This is a genomic window from Pyrobaculum neutrophilum V24Sta, from assembly GCF_000019805.1.
In the GTDB taxonomy this organism is placed as follows: domain Archaea; phylum Thermoproteota; class Thermoprotei; order Thermoproteales; family Thermoproteaceae; genus Pyrobaculum; species Pyrobaculum neutrophilum.
In genome coordinates this window covers 915,807-939,465 of record NC_010525.1, presented here as the reverse complement: position 1 = coordinate 939,465, position 23,659 = coordinate 915,807, and the positions used below count along the sequence as shown (strand labels likewise).

Genomic DNA, 23,659 nt, shown 5'->3' with positions numbered 1-23,659 from the left:
CCATGGTCTCCATAAAGTTCCCAAGGCCGGAGGAGGGCTACGCCGTCTTGGTAGACCTAGACAAGTGCATTGGATGCAGGGCGTGCCAGGTGGCGTGTAAGGAGTGGAACGGCCTCTCGGCCGAGCGCACCCAGTTCCAAGGCGTGTTGACGTCCCCCCAGTCTCTAACCTCAAAGGACTGGAAGGTGGTCTTCTACTACGAGGGGGCCACCAGGAAGCGCCTCCTGACGCCCTCTGGCGAGGTGGCCTTCAGCCAGGTGGAGGTGGCGCCTCTCCCCTACAACTGTATGCACTGCGTAGAGGCGCCGTGTGCCAGGGCTTGCCCGGTCGGCGCTATTAAGGTTTCGCCCGAGGGCGCCGTGGTGATAGAGAAAGACGAGTGCATCGGATGCGGCTACTGCCAGATGGCGTGTCCCTACGACGTGCCGAAGAGAGGAGACGACGGGAAGTTCTACAAGTGCACCTTCTGCGTAGACAGGATACAAAACGGGAGGGAGCCGGCGTGCGTGGAGGTGTGCCCCACGAGGGTCTTCACCTTCGGCCCCGCGAAAGACGTCATAGAGAGGGCTAGGCAGGAGGAGGCCAAGGGCAGGAAGGTCTACGGCCTCAACGTGGATAGGTATGTGGGCGGCTCGGTCAGGTGGATCTATGTGACCTCGGAGAGGAGGGGCTTTGCCTTGGATAGCCACTTCGCGGATAAGGGCAAGCCCGTGGCTGTGGAGGAGGCGAGAGAGGTTCTCAAGCCGCTTGTGACCGTGGGGGGCGCGGCGCTCGCTGGCGCCCTCGCCGTGTTGGGCTTAGCCGCCTGGCGGCGGGAGAGAGTACAGGAGAAAAAACAATAGAAAAGTTTTTAAACTTCTACCTAGCTATTATACATGGATAAAGTAGAAGTTGTAAGTATCGGGTATAGGATAGCCCACCACTGGAATTTGCTTTTGTTTACTGTGTTGGCGATAACTGGGGGCGCCCTATTCGCCATCGAGGTGCTGGCCCCGCTGGTGTACGCCGTGGGCGCCCCCCTGGCGGCGGCTGTGGGCACCGACGCCGTCACGGCGGGGGCGCAGCTACTGAGGACATCCCACAGATTTCTGGGGCACATATGGGGGGCGTTGCTCCTGGTGTACGCCGTCAATCTGCTATTCTTTAGAAAGGTGAGGATTTTCGACGCCCTCCGCAAGCCGCTTGGCCGGCAGATTAGGGAGGCTAAGGCGCTGGCGGGGCACTACCTCCTCGGCAGGCCGCTTCCCGAGGACGTCAAGGCGTCTATGGAGAGGCACAACGTGTTCGTTGCCTACATGGCGCTTCTGCTTATCGCGTCCGTGGTCCTCCTCTCCATAAGCGGCGTGGCGCTTGTCTATAGAGATGCCCTTGGCCTATCTGTGGAAGAGGCGAGGCTTATGCTGTTGCTACACGACGTCGGCTTCGCCCTTGGGCTACTCTTCGTGGCGCTCCACGTGTTCGCCGTGTTGCACCCCGCCAACAGGCCGTTGCTCAACGCCATGTTCGGCGACGGGACCATCCCACTAGACTGGGCAAAAACACACATGCCAAACTACCTGAGGAGACGTGGAGCCGCTGTATAGAGCCCTCTGCGGCGAAGACCAGGAGTGCCTCAGGGAGGCGAGAGAAACCCCCCGTTTTTTATCCGAGCTCGACCAGATCGCGAGAGGTCTGGAGATACACGTGGACAGACCTGGTCAATACGCCGTCGAGTCCGTCGACGTCGAGAGGCTTAGAAGGGAGGCGGAGGGGAGGGGCGTCCCGAGGCAACTGGTTGACTACGTGGTTAGGAGAGCCCTCTACTTTAGGTTTGGGAGCGGCGGGGTGGGCGGCCGCTGCAAGAACTGCGGCGACCCCGCCTCCCTCATCGTGCTGAGGCGGGAGGACCTCGGCATCTACGAGAGACATAGGCCGTATGCGAGGTGCATATGCGGCTCCGAGTGGGAGTTCGAGCTGTGGCGTTGCCCCAACTGCGGCGCCTCCGGGAGAGACAGCTTCGACGTCTACATATACGGAGGGGTCCACATCTACTCCTGCAGAAAATGCGGCTACAGATTTGGCGTTGTTGAGGACAGGCCGGACCTACACACTACACACTTCTACATACACATGTTGAGGTGGACTCTGCCTAATCCGCGGCCTTGGCAGTAGGCGACGGTGGGGGGCGTTTCTCCTGTTCGTTTTCCGGCTGCGGCTGTGGTGGGGTAGCTTCTGCGTCCAAAATCTATTTATTTGGATTATATTTGTTGCTTATGGAGCTGAAGATCGCAAGGGCAATAATCAAACACGGGCTTGAGGACCTCTACGAATACAGCGAGGTGGATGTGGCGGTGGTGGGGGCCGGCCCCGCCGGGCTGACGGCCGCTAGGTACCTGGCGGAGAGGGGCCACAGGGTGGTTGTATACGAGAGGAGGTTCTCCTTCGGTGGAGGCATAGGCCCAGGTGGCAACATGATCCCAAAGATCGTGGTTCAGGAGGAGGCCGTGCCGGTCCTCAAGGACTTCAGGGTTAGGTATAGGCCGGTGGGCGACGGCCTCTACACTGTGGACCCCGCCGAGCTGATAGCCAAGCTGGCCGCCGGCGCCATAGACGCCGGCGCGAAGATAATCTTGGGGGTGCACGTGGACGACGTCATCTTCCGGGGCGACCCGCCGAGGGTGGCCGGCCTGCTGTGGGTGTGGACGCCGATACAGATGTCCGGCTCGCACGTGGACCCCCTCTACACCCAGGCCAGGGCTGTGCTAGACGCCACGGGCCACGACGCCGAGGTGATCTCCATCGCGTCGAGGAAGGTGCCCGAGCTGGGGGTGGAGGTGCGGGGGGAGAAGTCGGCCTGGGCCGAGGTGTCTGAGAAGCTCGTGGTGGAGCACACGGGCAGGGTGGCGCCCGGCCTATACGCCGCCGGCATGGCCGTATGCGCCGTCCACGGCCTCCCGAGGATGGGGCCCATCTTCGGCGGGATGCTCCTCTCCGGCAGGAGAGCCGCCGAGATAATACACAAGGACTTGGTGGAGTATGCCGTTCGAGCTTAGGCAGAGGCCTACCGAGCTCCGTTGCTCCAACTGCGGCAGGCTTGTAGGCGCGGGGGCCATAGTGGTCAAGACCTGCTGCGTCAACAAGCCGTGGGTCTTCTGCTCGAGGGAGTGCTACAGGCAGTTCGTGGCGAAGTGGACGAGGAACCAGGAGGCGGCGGGGGGCAGCCTCAGGAGGGGGGCGGCTCTATAGAGGAGCCCTCCACGAAGGCGACGAGGTCTGTGTGGGCGGCCCTCTTCACGAGGAACTTCAGCACCTTTTCCCCCGCGTACGGCGCCGCCACGGCGATCGCCCTAAGCCTGTGGCCGGGCTCGATGGGGGGGACGCACCTCATCTTCTCCCAGCCCCAGACGGTGGCCATGGAGAGTATCTCCCTCTCCTCCAGCCTCCAGCCCGCGGCGGCGGCGTAGGCGTGGAGGAACCTCATCTCCGCCCAGGGGTCGGGCTCGTTCATGAAGACGTTGTCTGTGCCGAGGAGGGGCTTGAGGTGCAGTAGCTGGGGCACCGGCGCCACCCGCCCCACGAAGTAGGCGTTGGCCCTGGGGTTCACCACGACCGTCTTGGAGGGGGGGATCTGGCCGACCTCCTCGGGAGTGAGGTGCACCAGGTGGACGAGGACGTCTGCGTCCAGCACCTTCAGCGCCAGCTCCAGGTCGCCCGCCTCGTGGCAGTCCTCGGTCTCGGAGACGTGGGTAGACACCAGCCTGTACCTGGCCCTGAGCTGGCGGAGGTACTCCGGGGGGTGGTCGACGGGGGTGGCCACCTGGACGTTGGGGTAGCTGGGGAACCCCCCGTGCGCCTCCTGGAACACCACCGCCTCGATCCCCCAGCGCCGGAGGGCCGCCTCCACGTCCCCCGCCGCGTACTCGGCGTACACCAGGGCGCACCCCACGCCGTATCTCCTCATCCTCCTCGCCACCTTCTCCAGCAGGGCTGTGTGCCTCCCCCTCTCCACCAGCCTCCTCACGACGTGGTACTTAACGCCGTGGGGCCACCCCACCAGGTCGTCTATGTACATGTCGTCGCGGTCCAAGATGGCTGCGTCGAGCACATGCACGTGGCCGTTCACCAGCTGGGGCATGAGCACCACGTTGCCCAAGTCCGCCGCCACGCCCCCCGTGTACCTCCCCACCCCCACCACCACCCCGCCGTCGTCCACCTCCACAACGCCGTCTGCCACCAGCTCAAGCCCCCCGGCCAGGACGTAGCGGGCCCGGAGGCGCATAGACGCCTAGGGGCGCCTCAGCCTCCTGCCGGCCTCCAGGGCCACCTCCTTCCACCTGTCCCGGAGCCTCCCCAGGGCCGTGGGCTCTATGTCCAGCGCGATGGAGGCGTTGACCAGCCTCTCGTACCTCCTGGCGAGGTCGCGGTACCAGCCGGAGAGGTCGCGGCCGCCGGGGGACCTCAGCCTCTCCAGAAGCCTCTCCATCTCCTCCAGGAGGGCCTCGGCGGCTCTCTCGATGACGCCCCTCGCCAGCGGCCTCAGCTCCCTGTACTGCTCCTCCGTGAGCTCCAGGGCGGCCACCTCCAGCTGGGGGCCGGAGCCCTCCTCCTCCCACCTCCTCACCGCCTCCCTCTTGGCGGCGTTGACGGCCCGGGCCACCTTCTCCCGGGGGGCCCAGGTGAGGTAGAGGCCGGGGGCCAGCTCGAGGCCCTCCACCGCCCTCGCCAGCCTCTTGGCCACCTCCCCGCTGTCTGTCTTCACGATTAGGAGAATCATCGCCTAGAGTACTCCCCCCTTTATATATTCAGATGATACCTGAATATTACCTCATAGGAGGTGGCTGAAACTTTCGGAGAACCCAACCGACCTGTTTTATAAGACCAGGAGACAAAATAAGGTGAGAGTCGTCCTAGGCAGCCCGCTCTCCGCCGTCCCAAAGCCCTGGCACCACTTCGACGTGCCGGGGGTCATGGTCAACGCCCTCGACATACGCCGCGACCCCCGCGCCGCCCTCGGCTACGAGGGGGAGCTCTGGGTGGACTCGGGGGGCTACCAGATACTCAAGAGGGGTCTCTCCATAGACGTGGACAAAATCGCCGAGATATACAGAAGGGTAGACGCCCAGCTCTACCTCTCCCTAGACGTGCCCCCCTCCCCCTCGGACCCCCCCGACGCCGCCGAGAAGAAGATGAGGAAGTCCTACCAGAACTGGCTCAAGCTCAGGAGAGCCGTGGGAGACGCCGTAGTGCCTGTCCTCCACGTCTACAGAGACGAGGCCCTCTTCGAGAGGTACCTCGCTCTGTACAGAGACGCCCCAGCCCTAGCCATAGGCGCCGCCGTCCCCTACGTCTTAATCACCAGGGGCGCCCCCAGGGGGTCGCGGCAACACGCCCTCTCCCTGATAAAGAGGGCAAGGGAGGAGTTCAGAGGCGCGCTACACGTGCTGGGCATGGGGAGCCCCTCGGTGACCCCCATACTAGCCGCCCTGGGGGTAGACAGCACAGACAGCGCCACATGGCGCCTCAAGGCCGCCTACGGCAAGGTCCTCCTCCCGGGAGGCGGCGAGCGCCACGTCACAGACCGCCCCGTCAACTTCGGCAGAGCCAAGCCCAAAGACGGCGAGCTGGAGGAGCTGCGGAGGTTCCTGGCGCAGTACGGCTTCCCCTCCCTCGACGGCTTCCACGAGAGAATCGCGAGGAGCTTCGAATACAGAGCCCTCGTCAACGCCTTCGTGGTGATAAAGTCGGCCGCCTACCCCCCCAGGCCCCCCGCCTTCAGAAGGCTATACGCCCTCTTCGCGGGTCCCCGGCATATTTAAATTTCGCAACCTTCTCGCCCCTATGAAATACAGGCTGATGGACGTCCTGGCCTGCCCCTACGACAAGACCTTCCCCCTCCGCCTCATCGCGATAAAGCGGACGGAGCACCCCGAGAGGCAGTACACCTGGCCCCGCAAGCCCTTCTGCGAGGAGTACTGCTCCTACCGCGACCTAAAGATAAAGGAGCACCCCAAGCCCGAGGCCCTCCCCTGCGAGGAGTGCCACAGGTGGGAGATAGAGACCGGCGTCATCTACTGCCCAACCTGCGGCAGGTGGTACCCAATAATCGAGGAGATACCCAGGATGCTCCCAGACGAGCTCAGAAACGAGAAGGAGGAGCTCGCCTTCCTACAGAACATAGCCGAAGACCTCAAAAAAGCCGCCCCAGACATAGCAGACAAGATACTGACCCAGGGCAGGCCCTTCGCCCTCAAAAAACCCTAATGGGCCACCGCAGGCGCCACCGCTGGGGACACGCCGGCGCGAAGACGCGCCCCACCCCCACCCTCCCCCACGAAGAAACCCTATACATCCCCCTCAGGGAGGCCCCCGGACTCCGCCCAACCCACTACGTAGAGCTATGTAGCTACGAGCTGGAGGCCATGTACCTAATACACGTCGCCGGCCTCACCACCGAAGAAGCCGCCCAGAAAATAGGCGTCTCAAAGGCAACCCTCTGGAGAATACTTGAACAAGCCCGCCACAAGGTGGCCAAAGCCCTCACGGAGAGGCTCCCCCTGAAACTTGTTTCATGTAGAGACGGAGAGCCCCAGTAGAAAAACATAAATACATGTGAAACACGTTTCACATATGGGCTGGTGGAAGTGGTTTGGAGGCTGCCACAGCTGGGGAGGCGGCCCCGGAAGAGGGCCGTGGAGCCACCTACCGCCCCACCTAAGGCCAGGCTACTGGGGGATGTGGGCCGCCGGCACGTGGGGCCCCACCCAGTGGAGCAAAGAGACAGAGCTTAGATATCTAGAGGAGCTGAGGCGGTACATAACAGAGGTGGTGCTAAAGGACATAGACAGGAGAATCGAAGAACTCAAAAAATAACCCCCCTTTTTCCCCATTCTCCGGTCAACAAAACCAACACCACCAACCCCCCTCAAAAGCCTACAACACCCCCCGCCAAACGCTGACAGCCCCACCTACAAAAGCCTGCAACGCCACGGTGAGGGAGGTGTCGTACGCCTACAACGGGACGCTCCGCACCCTCTCGGTGTATAAGCAGGTCCCGCCCAACGGCACCTGGCTCGCCGTTGTCCCATGCGGGGCAAACGTCACAGTGGTGACCAGCTACGGCGTAGCCACCAGGGCGCAGACGTGGACGCCTGTGTGTATAAAGAGGGAGGTCGTCGCGAGTGAGGTCAACGCGGAGTTTATCCGGGAGCTTGTGGAATACGCAGACTACGTGGCAGACTACCACCTCTACAAGTCGGTGCCGGTGCTAGCCGCCTTCTTCCGCTCAGGCTCCTTCCAAGTAGCGGTACAAACATAGGCCCATACCCCTATACAGTCTACGTAAACCCGCCGGCCCCAGGCTCACAGACAGACAGCCTCTACAAGCTAGTCGGCACTGTAAGCACAACAGACGTGCCAGTTAGGTACGACTATCAATTTGGCACCTTCGGACCACAATGTACTTTTAATACGGTCTACAAGGTTGCTAACCCTACAGGCCCCCAGCTGTTTGTCCTAAAGCCTGGAGATACAGCCACCGTCAGAGACCTCCCCTGTAGCAACTGCAGAAGCGAGTACACATACCAATGGAATACCTATCCATTTTGGGCGTCTTGCACGTACAGCGGGTGGACTGGGGACGTGCAGCTTCTCGGCTCGGTCGTATATCACTGGGTCTACCTCGTCGCTGTTTTAAACGGCACACAGCTGGACGTCAGGATAAACAACGTCCGCATATACAGCGGCCAGCTGGCGGACACGACCGTGAAAGCGCCTCAGGGCTTCGACGTAGCCATCGCCTCGAAGCCTGCCGCGGTTAAATTCGGCGATAAAGCCATCGCCTTGAAACAAGGTGTAACCACCTGGAGCGGCTGGGTCCGCTTCGATGGGCTCCCCGCCCCCACGGCGCCAGCCGACATAGACCTCACACTCTACGTCATGCCCGCGGGCCCCAAGGCTAAAGACAGCGCCTTCGGCGTAGTTACGCCCTTCGTCATATACTCAGTAGCGGCGTATAGAAACGGCACCGGCGCCGCCGTCTACTGGTACAACGACGCCGGCCTCCAGAAGACGTACATGCAGAGCCCCGGCCAGATATACATACAAGGCGTCGGCACAGTTACGGTCACATGGAACAACGCCTCGATCTCAATACGCATAGGCAACGGGCCGACCTACACCGGCGGCTCATACGCAAGCGCGCCGTACCTCTACAAGGTAGACACCACAGGCGCCTACGTATACAAACTCCGCGCGAAAGTCAACACCTGGGCGCGCTTCCGCCTAGTGAGCTACACGGTAGACGGATGGTATAACACAATACCGACCGCCGTCGAAATAATCATATACTCAAGAGGCGACCTCTACCTACACCTCGGAGATAAGCTGGTCTCCTACGACGCAATATACGGAGAAGCCCACTACTTCGCACAGTGGTCAAAAAGCAATACCCCAGGGCTAATCTACGGCGCCCCCGGGGAGAAGATAGACATATGCGTCCCCAGCTACATACCCATAAACAGCACCGGCTCCGTCACCAGAGTTGAGCCAGGAGATCTGCCGGGCACCCAGAAAGCCTCAGTAGAGGTGGTGAAAGCGGTCAGAGTAGTCGGATGCGGACAAGACACCACCACCTACACGACCTACTACGTCACATCCACACTCGTCAAAGAAGGAAAACTAGCCGTATACGACCCATTCAGAAAAATAAACTGCGACTATCAGACAAGCTATGTATCGCCAAAGGGATGTGTGTTGTGTGAAAAATGTTCACCAAATAATCTTGCCTGTAGTACCGTCTGCGGCGGCTGAGTAGGTTTTTCAATCCAAACCCCATTTTTTCCATGAGAGCATTGCTGATAGCGGTGCTACTGGCGGCTCTGGCGGTGTATGCACAACAGATCTATGCCCTACACTATACGCCTGCCGAATGCGACATCAACCCATATAGATGTATAGTTGGGACGACGGCTTACTCGGAAAGCGCATCGGAATGGGCAAAAGCGTTTATTGAAGCAAAAGGTTGGTATGGCGAAATAATGCCAGGCTATATCGTGATTACTGCTCTGCCCAATGGGAGCGTCTCCGAGTACAGCTTTACAAAAGCTGTCGCTCTGTTCGACATAGTGCAGGATCCATGGAGTAAGGTGGAGCCGCTGTATGTTCGAGATGTGATGTACATCGACTACGTGCTGGGGATCCCGATCAAGAGCGACTCCAGGCCGGTAATAGACCTGAGCACCTTGAAGCACTTTACCGGGTCTGTTTACAACGTGACTGGGCCTGGCAACACCGCCACGGTGCACAACGTGATTATCCGCTACAGGATATATTCGGATGGGAGGAGGGAGTTCTGCCTTGAGGATCACAGAACTTCTCAGTCCGAGTGGTATAGGTGGGCTGTGAGCTTGGGCTACGATCTTGCCCCTATCTGGGACGACCTTGTCTTCTACAGCTGCCGGCCTCCCGACAGAGCGCCTAGAAACATAACCCTCGTAGTGGGGCAGGACGGCCTTACGGTCTACGTAGACGGCAACCGCACGTGGTGGCTCTCCAACATCAAAGGCTACATCTACATCGGGCCGTACAGGATAGAGCGCATCGAGATGTATGTGTTATACGCCATACTGTATTCAAATGTATTCCTTAAGGTGAAGGAGCCTTTAGGCAGAATCCAGCTCTACCTCGGCAACGAGACCCTTGTAGCTCCGCCAAAAGCCGTCATACCTTATACAGGCATAGCTCTCTACAACCTTGTTAGTTCCCATTACATTGCTCACGTGGCGTTTAGTTGGGAAAACGGTAGCGCGGTTCTTCCGGGTAGAGATGTGGGTGGGCGCGTCTACGTCCGGCCGGACGTCAGCGCGTCGGTCTACGGCAGGCTGGCGTCTCTCCCATACATGGCGGTGATCGACCTAGGCTGGCTGAGGGGGAGGTACTGCCCCTACGGCGACGTTGTTCTGTCCGGAGCGTATAGGCGGATCGGCGGCTCCGTCCAGGTGCTGGGGCCGGTCTCCATAGCCTGCACCAGATACCCGGTGCGCTTCATACTGCCAAACGGCTCCGCCCTCCTCGCCGTCGCGGAGGCCAACTCCACAGCCCACCTCCCCCCACTCACGGTAGACCTCGGCAACGGCACGCGGGCGGTCACCGCCGAGGTAAAAGTAGATGTGAGAGAGCCCGTGGACGTCGTAGTGCCCGTATCACAGCGCCTCTACCGCGTCGTGGTTAAGACGCCCGCCGGCGTAAACGCCACCTGGGCGCCCCCCGGCGTGCTTAGGCTACCCACCATCGAGCTGTCCAACGGCACCCGGTACGTCCCCACGGCGCCTGCGGAGGTCGTAGTCGCGAGGCCGACTACCGTCGAGCCAAGGTACAGGAGGCAGTATCTAGTGCGCCTGGCGGCGCCGGCTAACTCCACCGCGGCGTGGGTTGACGAGGGGGCCCTCTTCAACGTGACGCTGGCGGATCCGTGGGTGGTGGGCAACGGCACCATGTTCTCCGGCCTCCGCGTAAACGGGACTGGGGAGAGGAGCTGGCGCGTCGTAAAGCCGGCGACGCTTGAGGCAAGCTACGCCGAAGTCCACTACTGGGTCTCCGTCGAAACGCCCGTCAACAAAACCGCGGGCTGGACGCCGAGGGGCGCCGTGCTGACTTTCTCCGACGTCCTCGACCTCGGCAACGGCACGCGCCTAGTAGGCCCATCCCCCGCGTCTGTCGTGGTGGACGGGCCGAAGAACGTGTCTGTGGCGTACGGGAGGAGGCAGTACTACGTCCGCGTGGAGGGCGTCGAGGAGTGGAGCGGGTGGGCCGACGCGGGCTCCGTTGTGAAGCTGAACTCGACCGCGGTGGGTGGGGTGGTCTACAGACCGCTGGAGGACGTCGCCGTGTTGCACCCCGGCGTCTACAGGCCGAGGTTCCTCGCCTCCTACACGTACGAGTTTAGAGATGTGCTGGGCGTCCCCAACCCGGCGGCCTCTGTGGAGCTCTGCGGCGTGAGAGCCGGCGCCGACCTGGCGGGGAGGGCACACGTGGAGGCCGAGACAGACCGCCTCTGCACTCCGGCGCTCTCCGCCTGGCCCGTCAGCCCATACACGCTGGTGGGTTTGGCTGCTGTGGTGTTGTTGCTTCGGCGGCTACTCTAGTCTTGTGTAGGTTTTGCAGCTTGTGTCTATGTGGAGTATCTCTTTTAGGGTTTTGCATAGGGCGGCGGCGCCTACCTTGGCGGCGTAGTTCCAGAGGAGTCCCCGCTCTAGTGGGGCGACTTCGGCGTCTGGCTCGGCGTGGCGGGCTACCGTGTCGACGAGGATTACTATGGTTTTTCCGTAGGTGGTGGCTTTCATCTCCACGTCTAGGTGCGGCCAGAGGTCTCCGCATTTGTAGACGGCGGCGAGGGCTTTGGCTCTTATGCGGGGCCAGGTGAAGGAGAGGGCGTCTAGTCTGACGTTGGCGGCTACTCTGCAGGGTCTGCCAAAGTTGACGGTGTATTCGGCGGGGCCGGCGGCGGATAGGTCGGGGTTCTCCAGCTCCAGCTCGCCGATTTCTGGGAGATCCACGTCTTCCCCCCGGGCCGTCTCTATATATACGTTGCTCTGTAGAACCTGCCGCCTCTCTGTATCAAGACGGCGCATGTGGCGGCCGCCTTCGCGGCGTCGTAGTCCCTCGTCACCACCGCGCAGCCGCGGCCGCACTCGGCCTCGCAGAGCTCGACGGCGTACAGCTCGGCGGGGCCCCTCTCGGCGAGTCTGCAGTCGAGGTTGTACCGCCTGCACAGCTCCATGTACCTCCTGGCTAGGGGGAGGTGGGTCTCTGACCAGGCGTCTAGGACGAAGACGGCGTCTAGGCCGGACTCGGCGGCGGAGCGGAAGACCTCCTCGGGGCTGGAGAGGGCGGCGGCGATGGAGAAGAGGTCGACGTAGATCCTGCGGTAGCGCTGGGGGGCGTCGGGCTCTAGGCGGAAGCGGCCTTTCCTACCTCTGGCCTCCATACCTCCTCGCCGCGTCCTCCGCCGCGGCGGCGGGGACCCTCTCGCCGTATAGCTCCAGGAGGAGGTGGCCTCCGCACCTCACCCGTATAAGTCTCCTGCGGGATATGACGAGGATGCGGTAGCCCCGCGGCGTGGGCCTCGCGTAGAGGAGGCCGTCTGCCTCCAGCCTCCCGGGGCACTCCACCTCGGCCTCGGCGATGTAGAGGCCGCTGTCGAGGGCCCTCCTGTAGGCTATGTACAGCTGGACGGCGGCTATGTGGGTGCAGCTGCGGCGGCCGCAGGAGCAGAGCCACCTCCCCTCGGCCGAGGAGTACCAGACCTGGTACTGGGGCTTCCAGTCGCCCAGCTCGGGCCTCCCGGCGACTAGGTAGAGCCCCCCGGCCTCCGCCACGTCGCCGAGGCGGGCTAGGGCCCGCCTGAGCCAGGTGGGGCCCTTGGCGGGGTTGCGCCGGATGAGGTCTCTTATGGCGCGGTCTAGGGGGTCGATGGCTTTGAAAAGGGGGGCTGTTTTTAAATCTTTAGGGCGATCTGCCCGTTTAAGGCCTTCTGGAGGCGCCTCTCCACGTCGTCCCAGTTCACCACGTTCCACCAGTTGTCCACGTAGCTACCGCGGTCGTTCTTGTACTGGAGGTAGTAGGCGTGCTCCCAGACGTCTAGAGCCAGGAGGACCTGGGCGTCTGCGGCGTGCATGAGGTTGTGCTTCTCCACCTGTAGCACCAGGAGCTGCTCCTGGTCTGGCTCGTATACCAGAATGGCCCAGCCGACGCCCTCCACGTTTTTGGCGGCGAGGCTGAACTCCTCCTTGAACTTCTCGAAGCTCCCGAAGAACTTGTTTATGAGGTCGGCGGTCTTGCCGCCCGGCTTGCCGCCGCCCTTGCCCGGGGGCGCCATGTTGGGCCAGAAGATGGAGTGCAGTATGTGGCCGTTGAGGTGGAAGGAGAGGTCTCTGAGGACGGCCCTTATGTCTATCTGGGCCTCGCCCTTCCTAAACTTCTCCAGCTTCTCGAGGGCGGCGTTTGCGCCGTTGACGTAGCCCTGGTGGTGCTTCTGGTGGTGGAGCCTCATTATCTCCTCGGCGATGTAGGGCTCCAGGGCGTTGTAGGCATAGGGCAGGTTGGGAAGCGTGTATTTCTTAACCGAAGCCATGGCACGAACCCGACTACACCATAAAAACGTTGCCGGCGGGGCCGGCCCACACGCGGCGTCCCCACCCCCTCCCCAGGCCCGCCTCGGCCAGGTGGGGAGAAATGTTGATAAATGGGCCTATCTCTCTGTCTGTGTACGTGGTGAGCAACCTGGACGCGGACATATACCAGACGCGTGACTTCTACTGGTCCTCTAACTACGAGCCGGCGGCGGCTCCGCGCGCGGCGCCGCAGCCGGAGGTCAGGATTGTGGGCGACACCTTGATAATTAGGCGTTGGGAGGAGCCGCCTGCGGCGACTGTCGCCGGCCTCGCCGAGGTTGTGGTCTACCTAGATGGGGACGGGAGGATCTACAACTTGGAGGTTGAGTTTCTGAAGTTCTACTCGGAGAAGGGGCGCGAGGCGCTTCAAAGAGCTAGATGGTAGAGGCGGTAGAGGCCTCTATAGTGGAGTATAAGCCGGCCGTTGCGGTTTTTGAAACTCCGGAGTTTGGCAGAGTGGCGGTGAGGCTTATACCGATTGTGGCAGAGATCCAGAGGGTGGGCGAGGGCTACAACGTCGGGCTTGTCATGAAGACGGCGGTGGAGGCGGAGAGGAGGGTCTACTCTGGCCTCCTCTGTTCGCAGGAAATTCCCCTAAGGCCGGTGCCGCTTGAAGATAAGCAGATTGGGCGCGTATTGGTCAGAGGAGAGGACGGGACTGTGCTGGAGGCGTATATAGAGGTCGACAGAGTCTTCGTGGGGGTGGGAGCCTCCGACAGATTAGGCAGACCCTGTGTAAACGTGGTATGGAGTTATGGGATCAGGATGCCGCCACGAGGTTGACATAGCACACATCGAAGGCAGGGGACATCACCGGCACCTCTGGGATTATCTATCTAAACGCCTCTTCCTAACGCCCGACTGCATTAGGAAGGTTCTTTCGGCGCTGTTGGGAGAGGAGGCGGCCCGTAATGCGGTCACGTTCGGCGAAAACGTCTACGGGGGGAGATACGTGGTGTGCATAGGCGTGGGGTCTGTGGGGCGTTGGGTGGGGGTGAGGCTTGTGGTGGAGAAGACCGAGAGGTGTCTGAGGACCAGGTCTGCGTATCCTGACCCTGGCTGCGAGCCAGCCTACTGTGTTGTGGTCAGCGACTTGTGTGGTGTTAATCTGCGTTGAGCCACTTCTCTACTGCTATGACGCCGGCGGTTAGGGTGGCGGCGGCGAAGGCGGCTGTGGCTAGGGCGGCTGTGGGGCTTGGGGGGGCGCCGTATACGAGGGCCTCGCGGCCGAGCTCTGTGAGGTATGTAAGGGGATTCACCTCGCTTATGGCCTTTAGCCAGTCTGGGAAGAACTGGCGTGGGAATAGGGCGCTGGAGGTGAACATGAGGGGCATGGTGATGAAGTTGCTTATTACGCCGGGGGCGTGGACGTCTGTGGTGTTTACCGAGAGGGCTGTGAAGAGGGCGGCGAAGCCCATGCCTGCGGCGGCTAGTGCGGCGGCCCAGAGGGCTAGGGCGGCTGGGTTTATGTTGTACCTCACGCCGAAGGCGGCGCCGACCGCCAGTATGACGGGTATCGTGAGGAGGCCGCGGGTGGCGGCGCCTAGGGCCTTGGCGAGGAAGACGGCGGTTTTGGGGGTGGGGGTCACCAGGACCCTCCTTAGGTACCCCACCCTCTTGTCGAAGACTAGGCTCATGGAGGCGAACATGCCGGTGGTGAGCATGACTATGGAGGCCATGCCGGGTATCATGTAGGCCAGGTAGTTCTCAACGCCGAAGTACTGGGCGAGGAAGCCCCGGGGGAGGCCCGCCAGGCTGTTGCCGAAGAAGACCACCCAGAGGATGGGCTGGGCCGCCACCATGAGCCACATGTATCTGCTCCTGAGGAGGCGGAGGACCTCCCTCTTGTAGAGGGCGTAGAGGGGGGAGATCATCTCCTGGCCCGGCGGATCTTCATATATAGCTTTTTCACGTCTATGTGCTCCCCCTCGAAGGTGGCCCCCGTCAGGTTTATGAAGACGGTCTCGAGGCTGGTCTTCCTCACCCGCACGGCCTTGACCCCCTCCACCGCCTTGACCACGTCGGCCAGCACCTCCTCGGCGTTGGCCACCTTGACCACCACCTTGCCGTCCGCCGCCGCGGCTTCGCCAAAGCGGCTGAGCTTGGCGAGGTCCACGGGCCCCGGCACCTCCAGCTCTATGACGTCTACGCCGTATTTCGCCTTGAGCTCGTCGGGCGCCCCCAGCGCCGCTATCCTCCCCCTGTTGAGGATGGCTATCCTGCGGCACAGGGACTCGGCCTCCTCCATGTAGTGCGTCGTGAGGAGGACGGTTACGCCGAACTCCCTGTTTATCTGCCTAACCACCTCCCAGAAGCCGAGGCGGGCCCCCACGTCTAGGCCGACGGTGGGCTCGTCCATGAAGAGGACCTCGGGGCCGTGGAGGAGGGCCATGGCCACCTCCAGCCTCTTCCTCATGCCCGTCGAGAACTTGCCTACGGGCCTCCCCGCCGCCTCATATATCCCGAAGGCCTTCAGTAGCTCGGCCGCCCTCTCCCTCCACCCCCTCACCCCCATGAGCCTGGCCTGGATCTCCAGGTTCTCCCAAGCCGTGAGGTCGTCGTCTAGGATGACCTCCGAGGATATCCAGCCGATCCTCCTCTTGACCTCCAGCCCCTGCTCCACGACGTCGAAGCCGGCGACCCAGGCCCTGCCCGCCGTTGGCTTGGTCAAGCCTGTGAGGATCTTTATCGTGGTGGTTTTCCCAGCGCCGTTTGGGCCGAGGAGGCCGAAGACCTCCCCCCTGCCGACGGAGAAGGACACGCCGTCTAGGGCCACAACGTCGCCGTACCTCTTCACGAGCCCCTCCGCCTTTACCGCCTCCACGAAAGCCGATCTATCTGGCTATATAGCTTTTCTCCTCCTCCTACCCCGCCTGGGCTCTCTGAAGTAGAGGTAGAAGAGGTAGACCGCCGCCGAGAAGAGCGCCAGCCTCCCCAGCCAAGCCGCCATGGCCTCGCCGCCAACCCCCTGGGGCCTCACCACGAGGGGGAACACCCCCACGTAGGGCACCGTGAAGAGCACCTTCCCAATTATGTTGTTGGTCACCAGGGGCTCCCCCGCCTGCTGGTCGGGGGCTGGGTTGTTGTCGCCCCAGGTCACCAGGCCGCACCCCACGTCGGTGAGCTTCTGGTAGACCCTGTGGATGATCCAACTCCCGGCCCACAGCGGGTTCCTGGCCACGTAGACCACGATATCCCCCGGCGACGCGCTCTTGCAGCTGGCGCCGGTGAGGAAGACGAAGTCGCCGACCCTCAGCGTGGGCTCCATGGAGTACGACGACACCACCGCTATGGGCCAGGCCACCCCCGCCGCCGCCGAGTAGGCCACAAGAGCCACGACGATGGCCACGAACCACAGAAGCTCCCTAGCCCACCCCCTCACGGCGGCTTCAAACCCCCCGGTATATAACAGTTCCCCACTCTCCACAGGTGAGTTTCCCTTATAAGGAGGGGGGCCGGACCCGCCCATGAAAAAGCTACTGACGGTGGGGATCGTGGCGGCTGTCCTGGCGGCCGCCGCGCTGGCCTACGCAGGACACTGGGGCTCCGCATACCCAGCTCGCTGGGGCCCAGGGTATGAGCCAGCGCACTACCCGCCTACGTACTACGGGCACCACCCCGGCCCTCCGGGGCACGTGAGCCATCTCCCGGCGGCCCGCCGGGGCGGCGGCTGGCTGAACGCCACTCTGTACTCCACGACGCGGCAGCTGACCATCTCGGGGGCCGGCGTTGAGGCGTCTCTGGCGGTGGACGTGGTGAACAGGAACGCCTCGTCTCCCTACGGCGCAGTGGTGTATGGCTCGGGCGTGGTTAAGCTGGGGGACGGCACCTACACGGCCAAGTCGGTTTACGGCCACGTGGGGCCGTACGGGGCTGAGCTGAGGATCTACACGGGGAGGGAGCTGATCTACCTACGGTATAGAGAAGGGAGCTACTGGGCGGTGGTGAAGACGCTCGGAGAGCCGGGGGCCTCCGTGTACAACGGGACGGCGTCTCTAAAAATAGCCTGATTTTTTCACTCGAAATACTCCTCCTCCCCCACTCTGTACCTCCTCACAAGCCCCTTCTCCAGAAGGTACTGGAGGGCCTCCGCCACCTCCGTCGGGTCGGCGTTTAGCTCCCTTGCCAGCTCTCCGGCGGTTAGGGGGCCTCTCGCCCTTAGGGTCTTGAGTATCCTCTGGGCGAGGGGCGGCGGCCTCGCGGCTATATACTCGATGAGCCACAAAGCGGCTATGGCCAACAGCGCGATGGCGGATATGCGGAGGACCAGGGGGGCTAGCCTGGGGAAGGCTATGGAGAGGGATGCAGCGAAGGCGGCTACGGCGATGGCCGCCAGCAGGTACCTCATCTTATGGGCACCACCGGCACTATCTGGGCCCCCCCGCCCGAGATTGCGACTATCTGGACGTTGCCGGCCTGGGCCACCTCCTTGAGGCCGCTTAGGTAGAGGTAGAGCTCGGCGAGGCGCGCGGCCTCTGTGGCGTTGGCGCCTGCGGCTCTGATGATCATCTCTATGGCGCCTCTGGTGGCGTTCGCCACCAGCGTGATCTGCATGGCTTGGGCCCGGGCGCGGGCTACGGTGGCGTTGGCCTCTGCCAAGGCGGCGAGGACGGTCCTGGTGTAGTTCGCCCTGGCCAGCTCCTCCACCCTCTGTCTCTCGAACTGGGCCCTTATGGCGTCTTGTTGCGCCGCAACCTTCCTATTGATGGCGTCTGTGACCTGCTGGGGTAGGATGAAGTTGAGGACGTTTACGTCGAGCACGTCCACCAGCCCAGCCACCGCGGGGTCCCTCTCTATGGCCTCCCTGTACTGTTGCTCTATCTGTTTAGCTATCACATCTCTGTTCTCTATTAGGTAGTCCAGCGACACCTTCGAGATGACGTCGCGGATGAGCTGCCTCGCCTTGGGCACCAGCACCTTGTCGTCGTAGTCCACCGCGGGGAACTTCTTGACGATTTCGTCGAAGCGCTCGGGCTTTATCCTGTACCTAATCACCATCTCCACCGTCACCGTCACGCCGTCTTTAGTGAGGACCTCCGGGGCTGTGAAAGTCCAGCGGCCCGACGCCCTCTCCCTCTGGACAAACTCTATCACCTCGATGGCGTAGGTGTCCTTTATGACGTAGGCCCAAGGCGCTTTGAAGCCCAGGGCCGGCCCGATGACGGGCTTGCTTATGGTCCCAGAGACGGGGTCCACCACCACTGCCACCACCCCCGCCGGCAGGGTGTAGACGGAGAGGGCGAGGACAACCGCCGCGGCGACTAGGGCCACCGAGGCTACGGCGAAGGCGGCGGCCGCCCTCTTGGGGATCTTGGGGGGCCTCCCCACCTCCACGGGGATGTACGCCATGGCCCCCGGGGGCCACATTTATAAAAAGGTTGTTACGTTGCAGTATGGGCGTGAGGGCTCCGCAGGAGGAGTGGATGGTCCCCCGCCGGTGGTACAACATCGTCCCCGATCTGCCCAAGCCCCTGCCGCCGTATCTTAAGCCTAACGGCGAGCCGGTGAGGCCGGAGGAGTTCGAGGTGTTGTTTGCGAGGGAGCTGGTTAGGCAGGAGTTCTCCCAGGAGAGGTGGATCCCGGTGCCGCCCCCCGTGAGAGACGTGTACCTCCTCTGGCGGCCGACGCCGCTTCTGAGGGCGAGGAGGCTGGAGGAGCTCCTCAAGACGCCGGCGAGGATCTACTACAAGTTCGAGGGGGTTTCGCCGCCGGGGAGCCACAAGCCGAACACGGCGGTGGCCCAGCTGTACTACGTATCGAAGGAGGGGGCGGGGAGGGTCACCACCGAGACTGGGGCGGGGCAGTGGGGCTCCTCGGTGGCCTTCGCCGCCTCTCTATTCGGCGTGAAGGCCACCGTCTACATGGTCAGGGCGTCCTACGGCCAGAAGCCCTACAGGAGGGTCCTCATGGAGCTGTGGGGGGCGGAGGTGGTGCCCAGCCCCAGCGACAGGACCGAGGCCGGGAGGAGGTTCCTGGCCGAGGACCCCAACCACCCGGGGTCGCTGGGGATAGCCATCTCGGAGGCTGTGGAAGACGCCGTGAAGACGGGGGCGAAGTACGTCCTCGGCTCGGTCCTCAACCACGTACTTATCCACCAGACGGTTATAGGCCTCGAGGCGGCTGAGCAGATCAGGTACTTCGGCGACTACCCAGACTACGTGGTGGGGGCCTGCGGAGGCGGCAGCTCCTTCTCGGGCCTCTTCTGGCCTTTCTACCACGAGAAGAGGGTGGGGAAGGCCGAGAGGGATGTGAAGTTCGTGGCGGTGGAGCCCGTGGCGGTCCCCACCTTGACCAGGGGGGAGTACATATACGACCTGGGGGACACGGCCGGCTTGACGCCCTTGATCAAGATGTACTCCGTGGGCCACGGCTACAAGCCGCCTCCCATACACGCGGGTGGTCTGAGGTACCACGGCTGCGCGCCCACCCTCTCCCTGCTCGTGGCGGAGGGGGAGGTCTCCGCGGTGGCCTACAGGCAGAGGGAGGTTTTCGAGGCGGCGAGGCTGTTCGCCCAGGCGGAGGGGGTGGTGCCTGCGCCCGAGTCGGCCCACGCCGTGAAAGCCGCCGTGGAGCTGGCTCTGCAGGCCAAGAGGGAGGGGAGGCCCGTCACGATCCTCTTCAACATGTCGGGCCACGGCCTCCTGGATCTGGCGGCTTACGACGAGTACATGAGGGGGGTTCTGCAGGACGTGGAGCCGACTGCGGAGGAGATTATGGCGAACATCGCCAGAGCTAAGGCCCTTCTCCGTCAGTAGACGAGGGCTAGGAAGACCTCCACCTTGTGTATCCTCTTTCTGTGGTGCCTGTAGGTGGGCTTTATGTTCAAGACGGCCCTCTCCAGCACCTCCAGCCTCCTCCCCAGCCTCGCCGCGGCCTCCCTGACGTAGTCCAGGGTGGGGAGCTTGTGTATGGTGTAGACAACCTCCGCGTGCTCCGCCGCGGCGTGTAGGAAGGCGATGTCTGTCCCCCTGCCGCTCCATATGCCGAAGGGAGGGTTCTGGAAGGCCGTCTTGAACCTCCTGGCCAGGGGCAGGGCGGGGGCGGCCGCCGCGAGGAAGTCCACCGACTCCAGCCCGCGGCTCTCTGCGGCTTTCTTCGCCGCGGCGAGGGCCTCCGGGTCCACGTCTAGGCATAGGACGCGGCGGGCGCCCATGGCCGCGGCCGCCAGGGCGAACCTCCCCGTCCCGCAGCCCAAGTCCAGGACGTCGTCTAGGAGGCCCCTCATGTGGGCGTCCCAGACGGCGGCCGCCACCACCGCCGCGTCTGTGGGGTACTGCTCCAGCCTCAGCTTCGGCTTCTCGAAGGCGGGGATGGACTCGACGAAAATCTCCAGCTCCTTCTTGCTCCGCGGGGGCACTGTATGGAGCACGCCGGGGTTTTTTAGCTTAAAAACGGAAATCGAAACAGCTTCTATGAAGTCGGGAATAATTACGGCGGTGGCGCTGATAATAGGGATAGCGGTGGGCGCGCTGCTTGGGGGTTACGCCGCCCCCAAGCCCGCCCCCACGACGGTGGTTTCGACGGTAACGCAGACTTCGGTGGTGACGCAGACCTCCGTCCAGACAGTCACCCAGACGGTGGTGCAGACCACGACCGTCGCGCCTCCGGCCCCCAGGCTGTCCGCGGCGGACGTGGAGCTTAGGAGGTCGGTGGGGTCGCTGGTGGGCCGGTACTTCCTCAGCCAGTTCCCCACCGTGGCGGTGGCGACTCAGCCAAACGTCCTCTGCAGCGCCCTCGCATCTGCGTCGCTCGCCGCTCTGCCCAGCTACTCCAGGGGGTATCTGGTGCTGTACAACGCCACATCGCCCGAGGCCTCCGCGGCTAGGGCCGCCGGGGCGGCCGCCGTGTTTCTAGCCTTCGGCGGGGAGGAGACGCCGGCTGTGGCGGATAAATCCATGAGGGACTTCCTGGCGGCTCTCGCGAAGACCAACTTCACGGGGGCGCTGGTGGTGAACGGGAGGGCCTTCGCCGCGACTGACAGTTTCAAGACCGTCCTCAACGACACGAGGATCTCCAGCTGGGTCAAGGCGAGGCCTGTGTATGTGGTGTCGGCCAACGCCACCCACGTGACGGTGTCTAGGCTAAACGTGACGACGGGCGCGCTGGCGCCCGTGTTGGTGGCCGACAGGAGGACGGGCGAGGCCGTCAGGAGGTACACAGACTCGGACTCGCTGTTTCTGAGGTCCGCCGTGGGGAGAGTGGCCGGCGGCGTGCTGTTTAAGGGATACGGCAGAGTGGCCATAGTCACGGGCACCGACCCCGCCTGCGCCGCGTTGACGGGCGCGGCCTTCGCCAGCTCCAGGGCCAACTCCACCCGCATCATCGTGTACACAGGCGACGGCGCAGCCCTCGCCAGGGAGATAGCCGAGTATAGGCCAGACGCCGTGTTCATCGCCTTCGGCGGAGATATGCCCAGCTACGCCATATCCCAAGCCACGAGGGGCGTCCTCGCGGCGCTGGCCTCCGCCAACTACACAGGCGACGTGTTGCTCCACGCCTTCGTGCTGAGGGCCACAAACCTCCTCGCCACGGCGCTGGACGACAAGACCGCACATTGGCTCTCCCAGAGGACGGTAAAGGGCATAGTGCCCGACCTAGCCAACAGGAGGGTCAACATCGTCGTCTTCGCCGTAGCCGACGGCAAGCTACGGCCGGTGAACGTAACAGCCACGTTGCCCATGCCGGAGGCGGTAGCCCAGGCCCTCGCGAAGATACTCTCCTAAACCCCCCTTTTCCCCCTCTGGACCGCTCGTCACCAGCGGCACCGACGGTTTTCAGCCACGCCAGGCGGCATTCCCCCCCCCCCCCCGCCTGCGCCTCAGCCGGCGCCGGACTGCCCCAGGCCCGGCCGGGGCGCCTCCTAGTGCCGTCCTTCACAGCGTGGACGCCCACGTTAACCGCCGGCGCCAAAGGCGGAATTTTCCGGCGAGGTGTGGAAGAGCCCACGCCGCATTGATTTTTAAACCGTATTATGTCTGTAATTATTATGGACGTAATAAGGATCTACGGCCGGGAGAGGGAGCTGTCTCTCCTTAGGCGCTTGAGGGAGCCCTTCCTGGCGGTGGTATACGGCAGGAGGAGGATCGGCAAGACGGCCCTCGTGCTCAAGTTCCTAGAGGGGAGGCCCCACCTCTACCTCTTCGTCAACCCCAGGAAGCCCCCTAGGCTCCTCCTGGAGGAGTACGGAGAGGCCGTCAAAAGGGCGGCCGGCCTCCCCCCCTACGTTAGATTCCAGAGCTGGGAGGAGCTGTTCGACGCCCTCTTCAGCCTGAGGGGGTACGTGGTGGCCTTCGACGAGTTCCAGTGGTTTCTGGAGGCGGCTCCTGAGGTCCCGTACATACTGCAGAAGATGTGGGACGTCAGACGGGAGAAGCCGTCCTTCATAGTGACGGGGTCTGTGGTGGGGATGGTGAAGAGGCTCGTGGCCGAGTCGGGCTCGCCCCTCTTCGGAAGAGCCGACCTGGTGCTGGAGCTGGGAGAGCTACCCCCCTCTGCCGTCTTCCAGTGGCTGGGGGACATGGGCGTGTCGGGGGAGGAGGCCCTTAGGCTGTACCTCCTCTTCGGCGGCGTCCCCTACTACTACAGGCTGGCCGAGAGGTGGGGGGTGAGGACAGCCGAGGAGGCCGTGAGGGCGCTGGTGGCGGGCGAGGGGGCGCCCCTCCGCGACGAGGTGGAGAGAGTCCTCGCCGAGTCGCTCGGGGGGCAGTACAGAACCCACCTCGCCATATTAGACGCTGTGGCTGGGGGCGCCACCAAGCTGGAGCAGATCGCCTCACACGCCGGGGTGAAGGCCACATCCCTCCCCCCCTACATGCACGAGCTCACCGACGTCTTACACGTCCTAGAGCGCAGGAGGGGCAGGAGGACCTACTACGAGCTGAGGGACAGGTTCTACGCCTTCTGGCTGAGGGCCATCTACCGCAGGAGGGAGACGACGCCGGAGCACAGGCTGGCCGACGAGGCCGCCGCCGCCCTGGAGGACTTCTACCCCTGGGCCTTCGAGGCGCTGGTGCGAGACGTCATCCCCCACCTCTACCCGGTCCCCAAAGCCACGAGGGAGGTGGTGGCCGTGAGGTCCGGGGGTAGGCGCGTCCATGTGGAGGTGGACGCCTTCGCCAGAAACGAAGAGGAGAGGCTGGCCGTCCTGGCCGAGGCCAAGTGGGGCCGCGCCGACCCGGCCCAGATACTGCCGAAGCTGAGAGCCGCCGCCCAGGCGCTGGTGCCCCCCGGCTGGCGGGTAAAATACGCCATATTCGCCAGGGAGTTCGCGCGGGGCGCCGAGGAGGCCGACCTCATAGACCTCCAGACCCTAATCCAGAAGCTGAAAAACATATAGGGCGGGTGGGAGGAGGGGGCGCCCCTCCCCCGGCCGAGAGCCCCGCCTGGGGGCGCGGTGGCGCCGGGGTCCTCGGGCGGGGCGCAACGTATTTTTGCAACAGCCGGCTCAGCCACATGGCTTTGATCGATAACTTTGTCGCCGGAAGACAGCCAACCGTGGCGTTATCGTCACA

31 protein-coding genes are annotated in these 23,659 nt (G+C 63.2%); 19 read left to right on the top strand and 12 right to left on the bottom strand.

The window, feature by feature from the left end; all coding sequences use genetic code 11:
* Positions 1–2 precede the first annotated feature (2 nt).
* The 5 genes from TNEU_RS05285 to TNEU_RS05265 all read left to right on the top strand — a co-directional run bounded on the left by TNEU_RS05285 (position 3) and on the right by TNEU_RS05265 (position 3,225).
* A complete protein-coding gene (locus TNEU_RS05285; RefSeq protein ID WP_012350405.1) occupies positions 3–842 on the top strand; it encodes a 4Fe-4S dicluster domain-containing protein in 840 nt (279 codons plus the stop codon).
* A 33-nt stretch (positions 843–875) separates the two neighbouring features.
* Complete coding sequence (locus tag TNEU_RS05280) at positions 876–1,583, top strand: cytochrome b/b6 domain-containing protein (RefSeq protein ID WP_012349725.1); 708 nt, start codon at positions 876–878, stop codon at positions 1,581–1,583.
* Positions 1,567–2,151 (top strand): formate dehydrogenase, encoded by a 585-nt coding sequence (locus TNEU_RS05275; RefSeq protein ID WP_012350404.1) that lies wholly within the window; start codon positions 1,567–1,569, stop codon positions 2,149–2,151. The genes TNEU_RS05280 and TNEU_RS05275 overlap by 17 nt, the downstream gene beginning before the upstream one ends.
* 101 nt (positions 2,152–2,252) lie before the next feature.
* A complete protein-coding gene (locus TNEU_RS05270) occupies positions 2,253–3,032 on the top strand; it encodes a sulfide-dependent adenosine diphosphate thiazole synthase (protein WP_012350403.1) in 780 nt (259 codons plus the stop codon).
* The gene (locus tag TNEU_RS05265; RefSeq protein WP_012350402.1) at positions 3,016–3,225 is read left to right on the top strand and encodes a hypothetical protein; all 210 of its coding nucleotides are present in this window, start codon (positions 3,016–3,018) and stop codon (positions 3,223–3,225) included. Before TNEU_RS05270 ends, TNEU_RS05265 begins: the two co-directional genes overlap by 17 nt.
* Here the strand turns inward: TNEU_RS05265 and TNEU_RS05260 are convergent.
* Both TNEU_RS05260 and TNEU_RS05255 read right to left on the bottom strand, forming a co-directional pair.
* A complete protein-coding gene (locus tag TNEU_RS05260; protein WP_012350401.1) occupies positions 3,203–4,258 on the bottom strand; it encodes an amidohydrolase family protein in 1,056 nt (351 codons plus the stop codon). The genes TNEU_RS05265 and TNEU_RS05260 overlap by 23 nt on opposite strands.
* 6 nt (positions 4,259–4,264) lie before the next feature.
* Positions 4,265–4,753, bottom strand: coding sequence for a hypothetical protein (locus TNEU_RS05255; RefSeq protein WP_012350400.1), 489 nt, complete (start codon positions 4,751–4,753; stop codon positions 4,265–4,267).
* A gap of 121 nt (positions 4,754–4,874) precedes the next feature.
* Between TNEU_RS05255 and TNEU_RS05250 the strand changes: the two genes are divergently transcribed.
* The 7 genes from TNEU_RS05250 to TNEU_RS05220 all read left to right on the top strand — a co-directional run bounded on the left by TNEU_RS05250 (position 4,875) and on the right by TNEU_RS05220 (position 11,120).
* On the top strand, positions 4,875–5,795 hold the full coding sequence (locus TNEU_RS05250; protein ID WP_012350399.1) for a tRNA guanosine transglycosylase family protein: 921 nt from the start codon (positions 4,875–4,877) through the stop codon (positions 5,793–5,795).
* Positions 5,796–5,817: 22 nt separating this feature from the next.
* Positions 5,818–6,240 (top strand): Trm112 family protein, encoded by a 423-nt coding sequence (locus tag TNEU_RS05245; RefSeq protein WP_012350398.1) that lies wholly within the window; start codon positions 5,818–5,820, stop codon positions 6,238–6,240.
* The gene (locus TNEU_RS05240; RefSeq protein ID WP_012350397.1) at positions 6,240–6,572 is read left to right on the top strand and encodes a DUF134 domain-containing protein; all 333 of its coding nucleotides are present in this window, start codon (positions 6,240–6,242) and stop codon (positions 6,570–6,572) included. Before TNEU_RS05245 ends, TNEU_RS05240 begins: the two co-directional genes overlap by 1 nt.
* Before the next feature lie 34 nt (positions 6,573–6,606).
* Positions 6,607–6,849: a hypothetical protein gene (locus TNEU_RS05235; RefSeq protein WP_012350396.1), complete on the top strand. Its 243-nt coding sequence runs from the start codon at positions 6,607–6,609 to the stop codon at positions 6,847–6,849.
* Between the two features lie 118 nt (positions 6,850–6,967).
* Positions 6,968–7,294, top strand: coding sequence for a hypothetical protein (locus TNEU_RS05230; RefSeq protein ID WP_012350395.1), 327 nt, complete (start codon positions 6,968–6,970; stop codon positions 7,292–7,294).
* 95 nt (positions 7,295–7,389) lie between these two features.
* Complete coding sequence (locus TNEU_RS05225; protein ID WP_012350394.1) at positions 7,390–8,787, top strand: hypothetical protein; 1,398 nt, start codon at positions 7,390–7,392, stop codon at positions 8,785–8,787.
* 32 nt (positions 8,788–8,819) lie between these two features.
* Positions 8,820–11,120 (top strand): hypothetical protein, encoded by a 2,301-nt coding sequence (locus TNEU_RS05220; protein ID WP_012350393.1) that lies wholly within the window; start codon positions 8,820–8,822, stop codon positions 11,118–11,120.
* On the opposite strand, the gene TNEU_RS05215 is transcribed toward TNEU_RS05220, so the two are convergent.
* From TNEU_RS05215 to TNEU_RS05200, 4 genes are all read right to left on the bottom strand, one after another.
* Positions 11,112–11,531, bottom strand: coding sequence for a hypothetical protein (locus TNEU_RS05215; RefSeq protein WP_012350392.1), 420 nt, complete (start codon positions 11,529–11,531; stop codon positions 11,112–11,114). The genes TNEU_RS05220 and TNEU_RS05215 overlap by 9 nt on opposite strands.
* 20 nt (positions 11,532–11,551) lie before the next feature.
* Complete coding sequence (locus tag TNEU_RS05210; RefSeq protein ID WP_012350391.1) at positions 11,552–11,962, bottom strand: hypothetical protein; 411 nt, start codon at positions 11,960–11,962, stop codon at positions 11,552–11,554.
* Positions 11,946–12,353 carry a hypothetical protein gene (locus TNEU_RS05205; RefSeq protein ID WP_012350390.1) on the bottom strand — a complete coding sequence of 136 codons (408 nt, stop codon included), beginning with the start codon at positions 12,351–12,353 and terminating at the stop codon, positions 11,946–11,948. Before TNEU_RS05205 ends, TNEU_RS05210 begins: the two co-directional genes overlap by 17 nt.
* Before the next feature lie 119 nt (positions 12,354–12,472).
* A complete protein-coding gene (locus TNEU_RS05200) occupies positions 12,473–13,108 on the bottom strand; it encodes a superoxide dismutase (RefSeq protein WP_012350389.1) in 636 nt (211 codons plus the stop codon).
* Between the two features lie 131 nt (positions 13,109–13,239).
* On the opposite strand from TNEU_RS05200, the gene TNEU_RS05195 reads away from it, so the two are divergent.
* Genes TNEU_RS05195 through TNEU_RS05185 form a run of 3 tightly spaced genes read left to right on the top strand, consistent with a single transcriptional unit; the run spans position 13,240 to position 14,265 of the window.
* Entirely contained in the window at positions 13,240–13,533 is a 294-nt protein-coding gene (locus TNEU_RS05195; protein ID WP_148682367.1) for a hypothetical protein, read from the top strand.
* The gene (locus TNEU_RS05190) at positions 13,527–13,931 is read left to right on the top strand and encodes a hypothetical protein (RefSeq protein WP_012350387.1); all 405 of its coding nucleotides are present in this window, start codon (positions 13,527–13,529) and stop codon (positions 13,929–13,931) included. The genes TNEU_RS05195 and TNEU_RS05190 overlap by 7 nt, the downstream gene beginning before the upstream one ends.
* Positions 13,903–14,265, top strand: coding sequence for a hypothetical protein (locus TNEU_RS05185; protein ID WP_012350386.1), 363 nt, complete (start codon positions 13,903–13,905; stop codon positions 14,263–14,265). The genes TNEU_RS05190 and TNEU_RS05185 overlap by 29 nt, the downstream gene beginning before the upstream one ends.
* Here the strand turns inward: TNEU_RS05185 and TNEU_RS05180 are convergent.
* From TNEU_RS05180 to TNEU_RS05170, 3 genes are read right to left on the bottom strand one after another with little or no spacing between them, the layout of a single operon-like run.
* Positions 14,252–15,022 (bottom strand): ABC transporter permease, encoded by a 771-nt coding sequence (locus TNEU_RS05180; RefSeq protein WP_012350385.1) that lies wholly within the window; start codon positions 15,020–15,022, stop codon positions 14,252–14,254. The genes TNEU_RS05185 and TNEU_RS05180 overlap by 14 nt on opposite strands.
* Positions 15,019–15,972 (bottom strand): ATP-binding cassette domain-containing protein, encoded by a 954-nt coding sequence (locus TNEU_RS05175; protein WP_012350384.1) that lies wholly within the window; start codon positions 15,970–15,972, stop codon positions 15,019–15,021. The genes TNEU_RS05180 and TNEU_RS05175 overlap by 4 nt, the downstream gene beginning before the upstream one ends.
* Positions 15,973–15,990: 18 nt before the next feature.
* Positions 15,991–16,530 carry a signal peptidase I gene (locus TNEU_RS05170; protein WP_012350383.1) on the bottom strand — a complete coding sequence of 180 codons (540 nt, stop codon included), beginning with the start codon at positions 16,528–16,530 and terminating at the stop codon, positions 15,991–15,993.
* A gap of 85 nt (positions 16,531–16,615) precedes the next feature.
* Between TNEU_RS05170 and TNEU_RS05165 the strand changes: the two genes are divergently transcribed.
* Positions 16,616–17,158: a hypothetical protein gene (locus TNEU_RS05165; protein ID WP_012350382.1), complete on the top strand. Its 543-nt coding sequence runs from the start codon at positions 16,616–16,618 to the stop codon at positions 17,156–17,158.
* Positions 17,159–17,163: 5 nt separating this feature from the next.
* Here TNEU_RS05165 and TNEU_RS05160 read toward each other — a convergent pair whose 3' ends face one another.
* Both TNEU_RS05160 and TNEU_RS05155 read right to left on the bottom strand, forming a co-directional pair.
* Positions 17,164–17,496, bottom strand: coding sequence for a helix-turn-helix domain-containing protein (locus TNEU_RS05160; RefSeq protein WP_012350381.1), 333 nt, complete (start codon positions 17,494–17,496; stop codon positions 17,164–17,166).
* Positions 17,493–18,497 (bottom strand): prohibitin family protein, encoded by a 1,005-nt coding sequence (locus TNEU_RS05155; RefSeq protein WP_148682366.1) that lies wholly within the window; start codon positions 18,495–18,497, stop codon positions 17,493–17,495. The genes TNEU_RS05160 and TNEU_RS05155 overlap by 4 nt, the downstream gene beginning before the upstream one ends.
* 44 nt (positions 18,498–18,541) lie before the next feature.
* Here TNEU_RS05155 and TNEU_RS05150 point away from each other — a divergent pair, with 44 nt between their 5' ends.
* The gene (locus TNEU_RS05150; RefSeq protein ID WP_012350379.1) at positions 18,542–19,903 is read left to right on the top strand and encodes a TrpB-like pyridoxal phosphate-dependent enzyme; all 1,362 of its coding nucleotides are present in this window, start codon (positions 18,542–18,544) and stop codon (positions 19,901–19,903) included.
* Here TNEU_RS05150 and TNEU_RS05145 read toward each other — a convergent pair.
* Positions 19,897–20,505, bottom strand: a complete 609-nt coding sequence (locus tag TNEU_RS05145; RefSeq protein WP_012350378.1) for an METTL5 family protein — start codon at positions 20,503–20,505, stop codon at positions 19,897–19,899. The genes TNEU_RS05150 and TNEU_RS05145 overlap by 7 nt on opposite strands.
* Positions 20,506–20,560: 55 nt before the next feature.
* Here TNEU_RS05145 and TNEU_RS05140 point away from each other — a divergent pair, with 55 nt between their 5' ends.
* Positions 20,561–21,871 carry a hypothetical protein gene (locus tag TNEU_RS05140; protein WP_012350377.1) on the top strand — a complete coding sequence of 437 codons (1,311 nt, stop codon included), beginning with the start codon at positions 20,561–20,563 and terminating at the stop codon, positions 21,869–21,871.
* 263 nt (positions 21,872–22,134) lie between these two features.
* Positions 22,135–23,484: an AAA family ATPase gene (locus tag TNEU_RS05135; RefSeq protein ID WP_148682365.1), complete on the top strand. Its 1,350-nt coding sequence runs from the start codon at positions 22,135–22,137 to the stop codon at positions 23,482–23,484.
* The last annotated feature ends 175 nt before the right edge of the window (positions 23,485–23,659 follow it).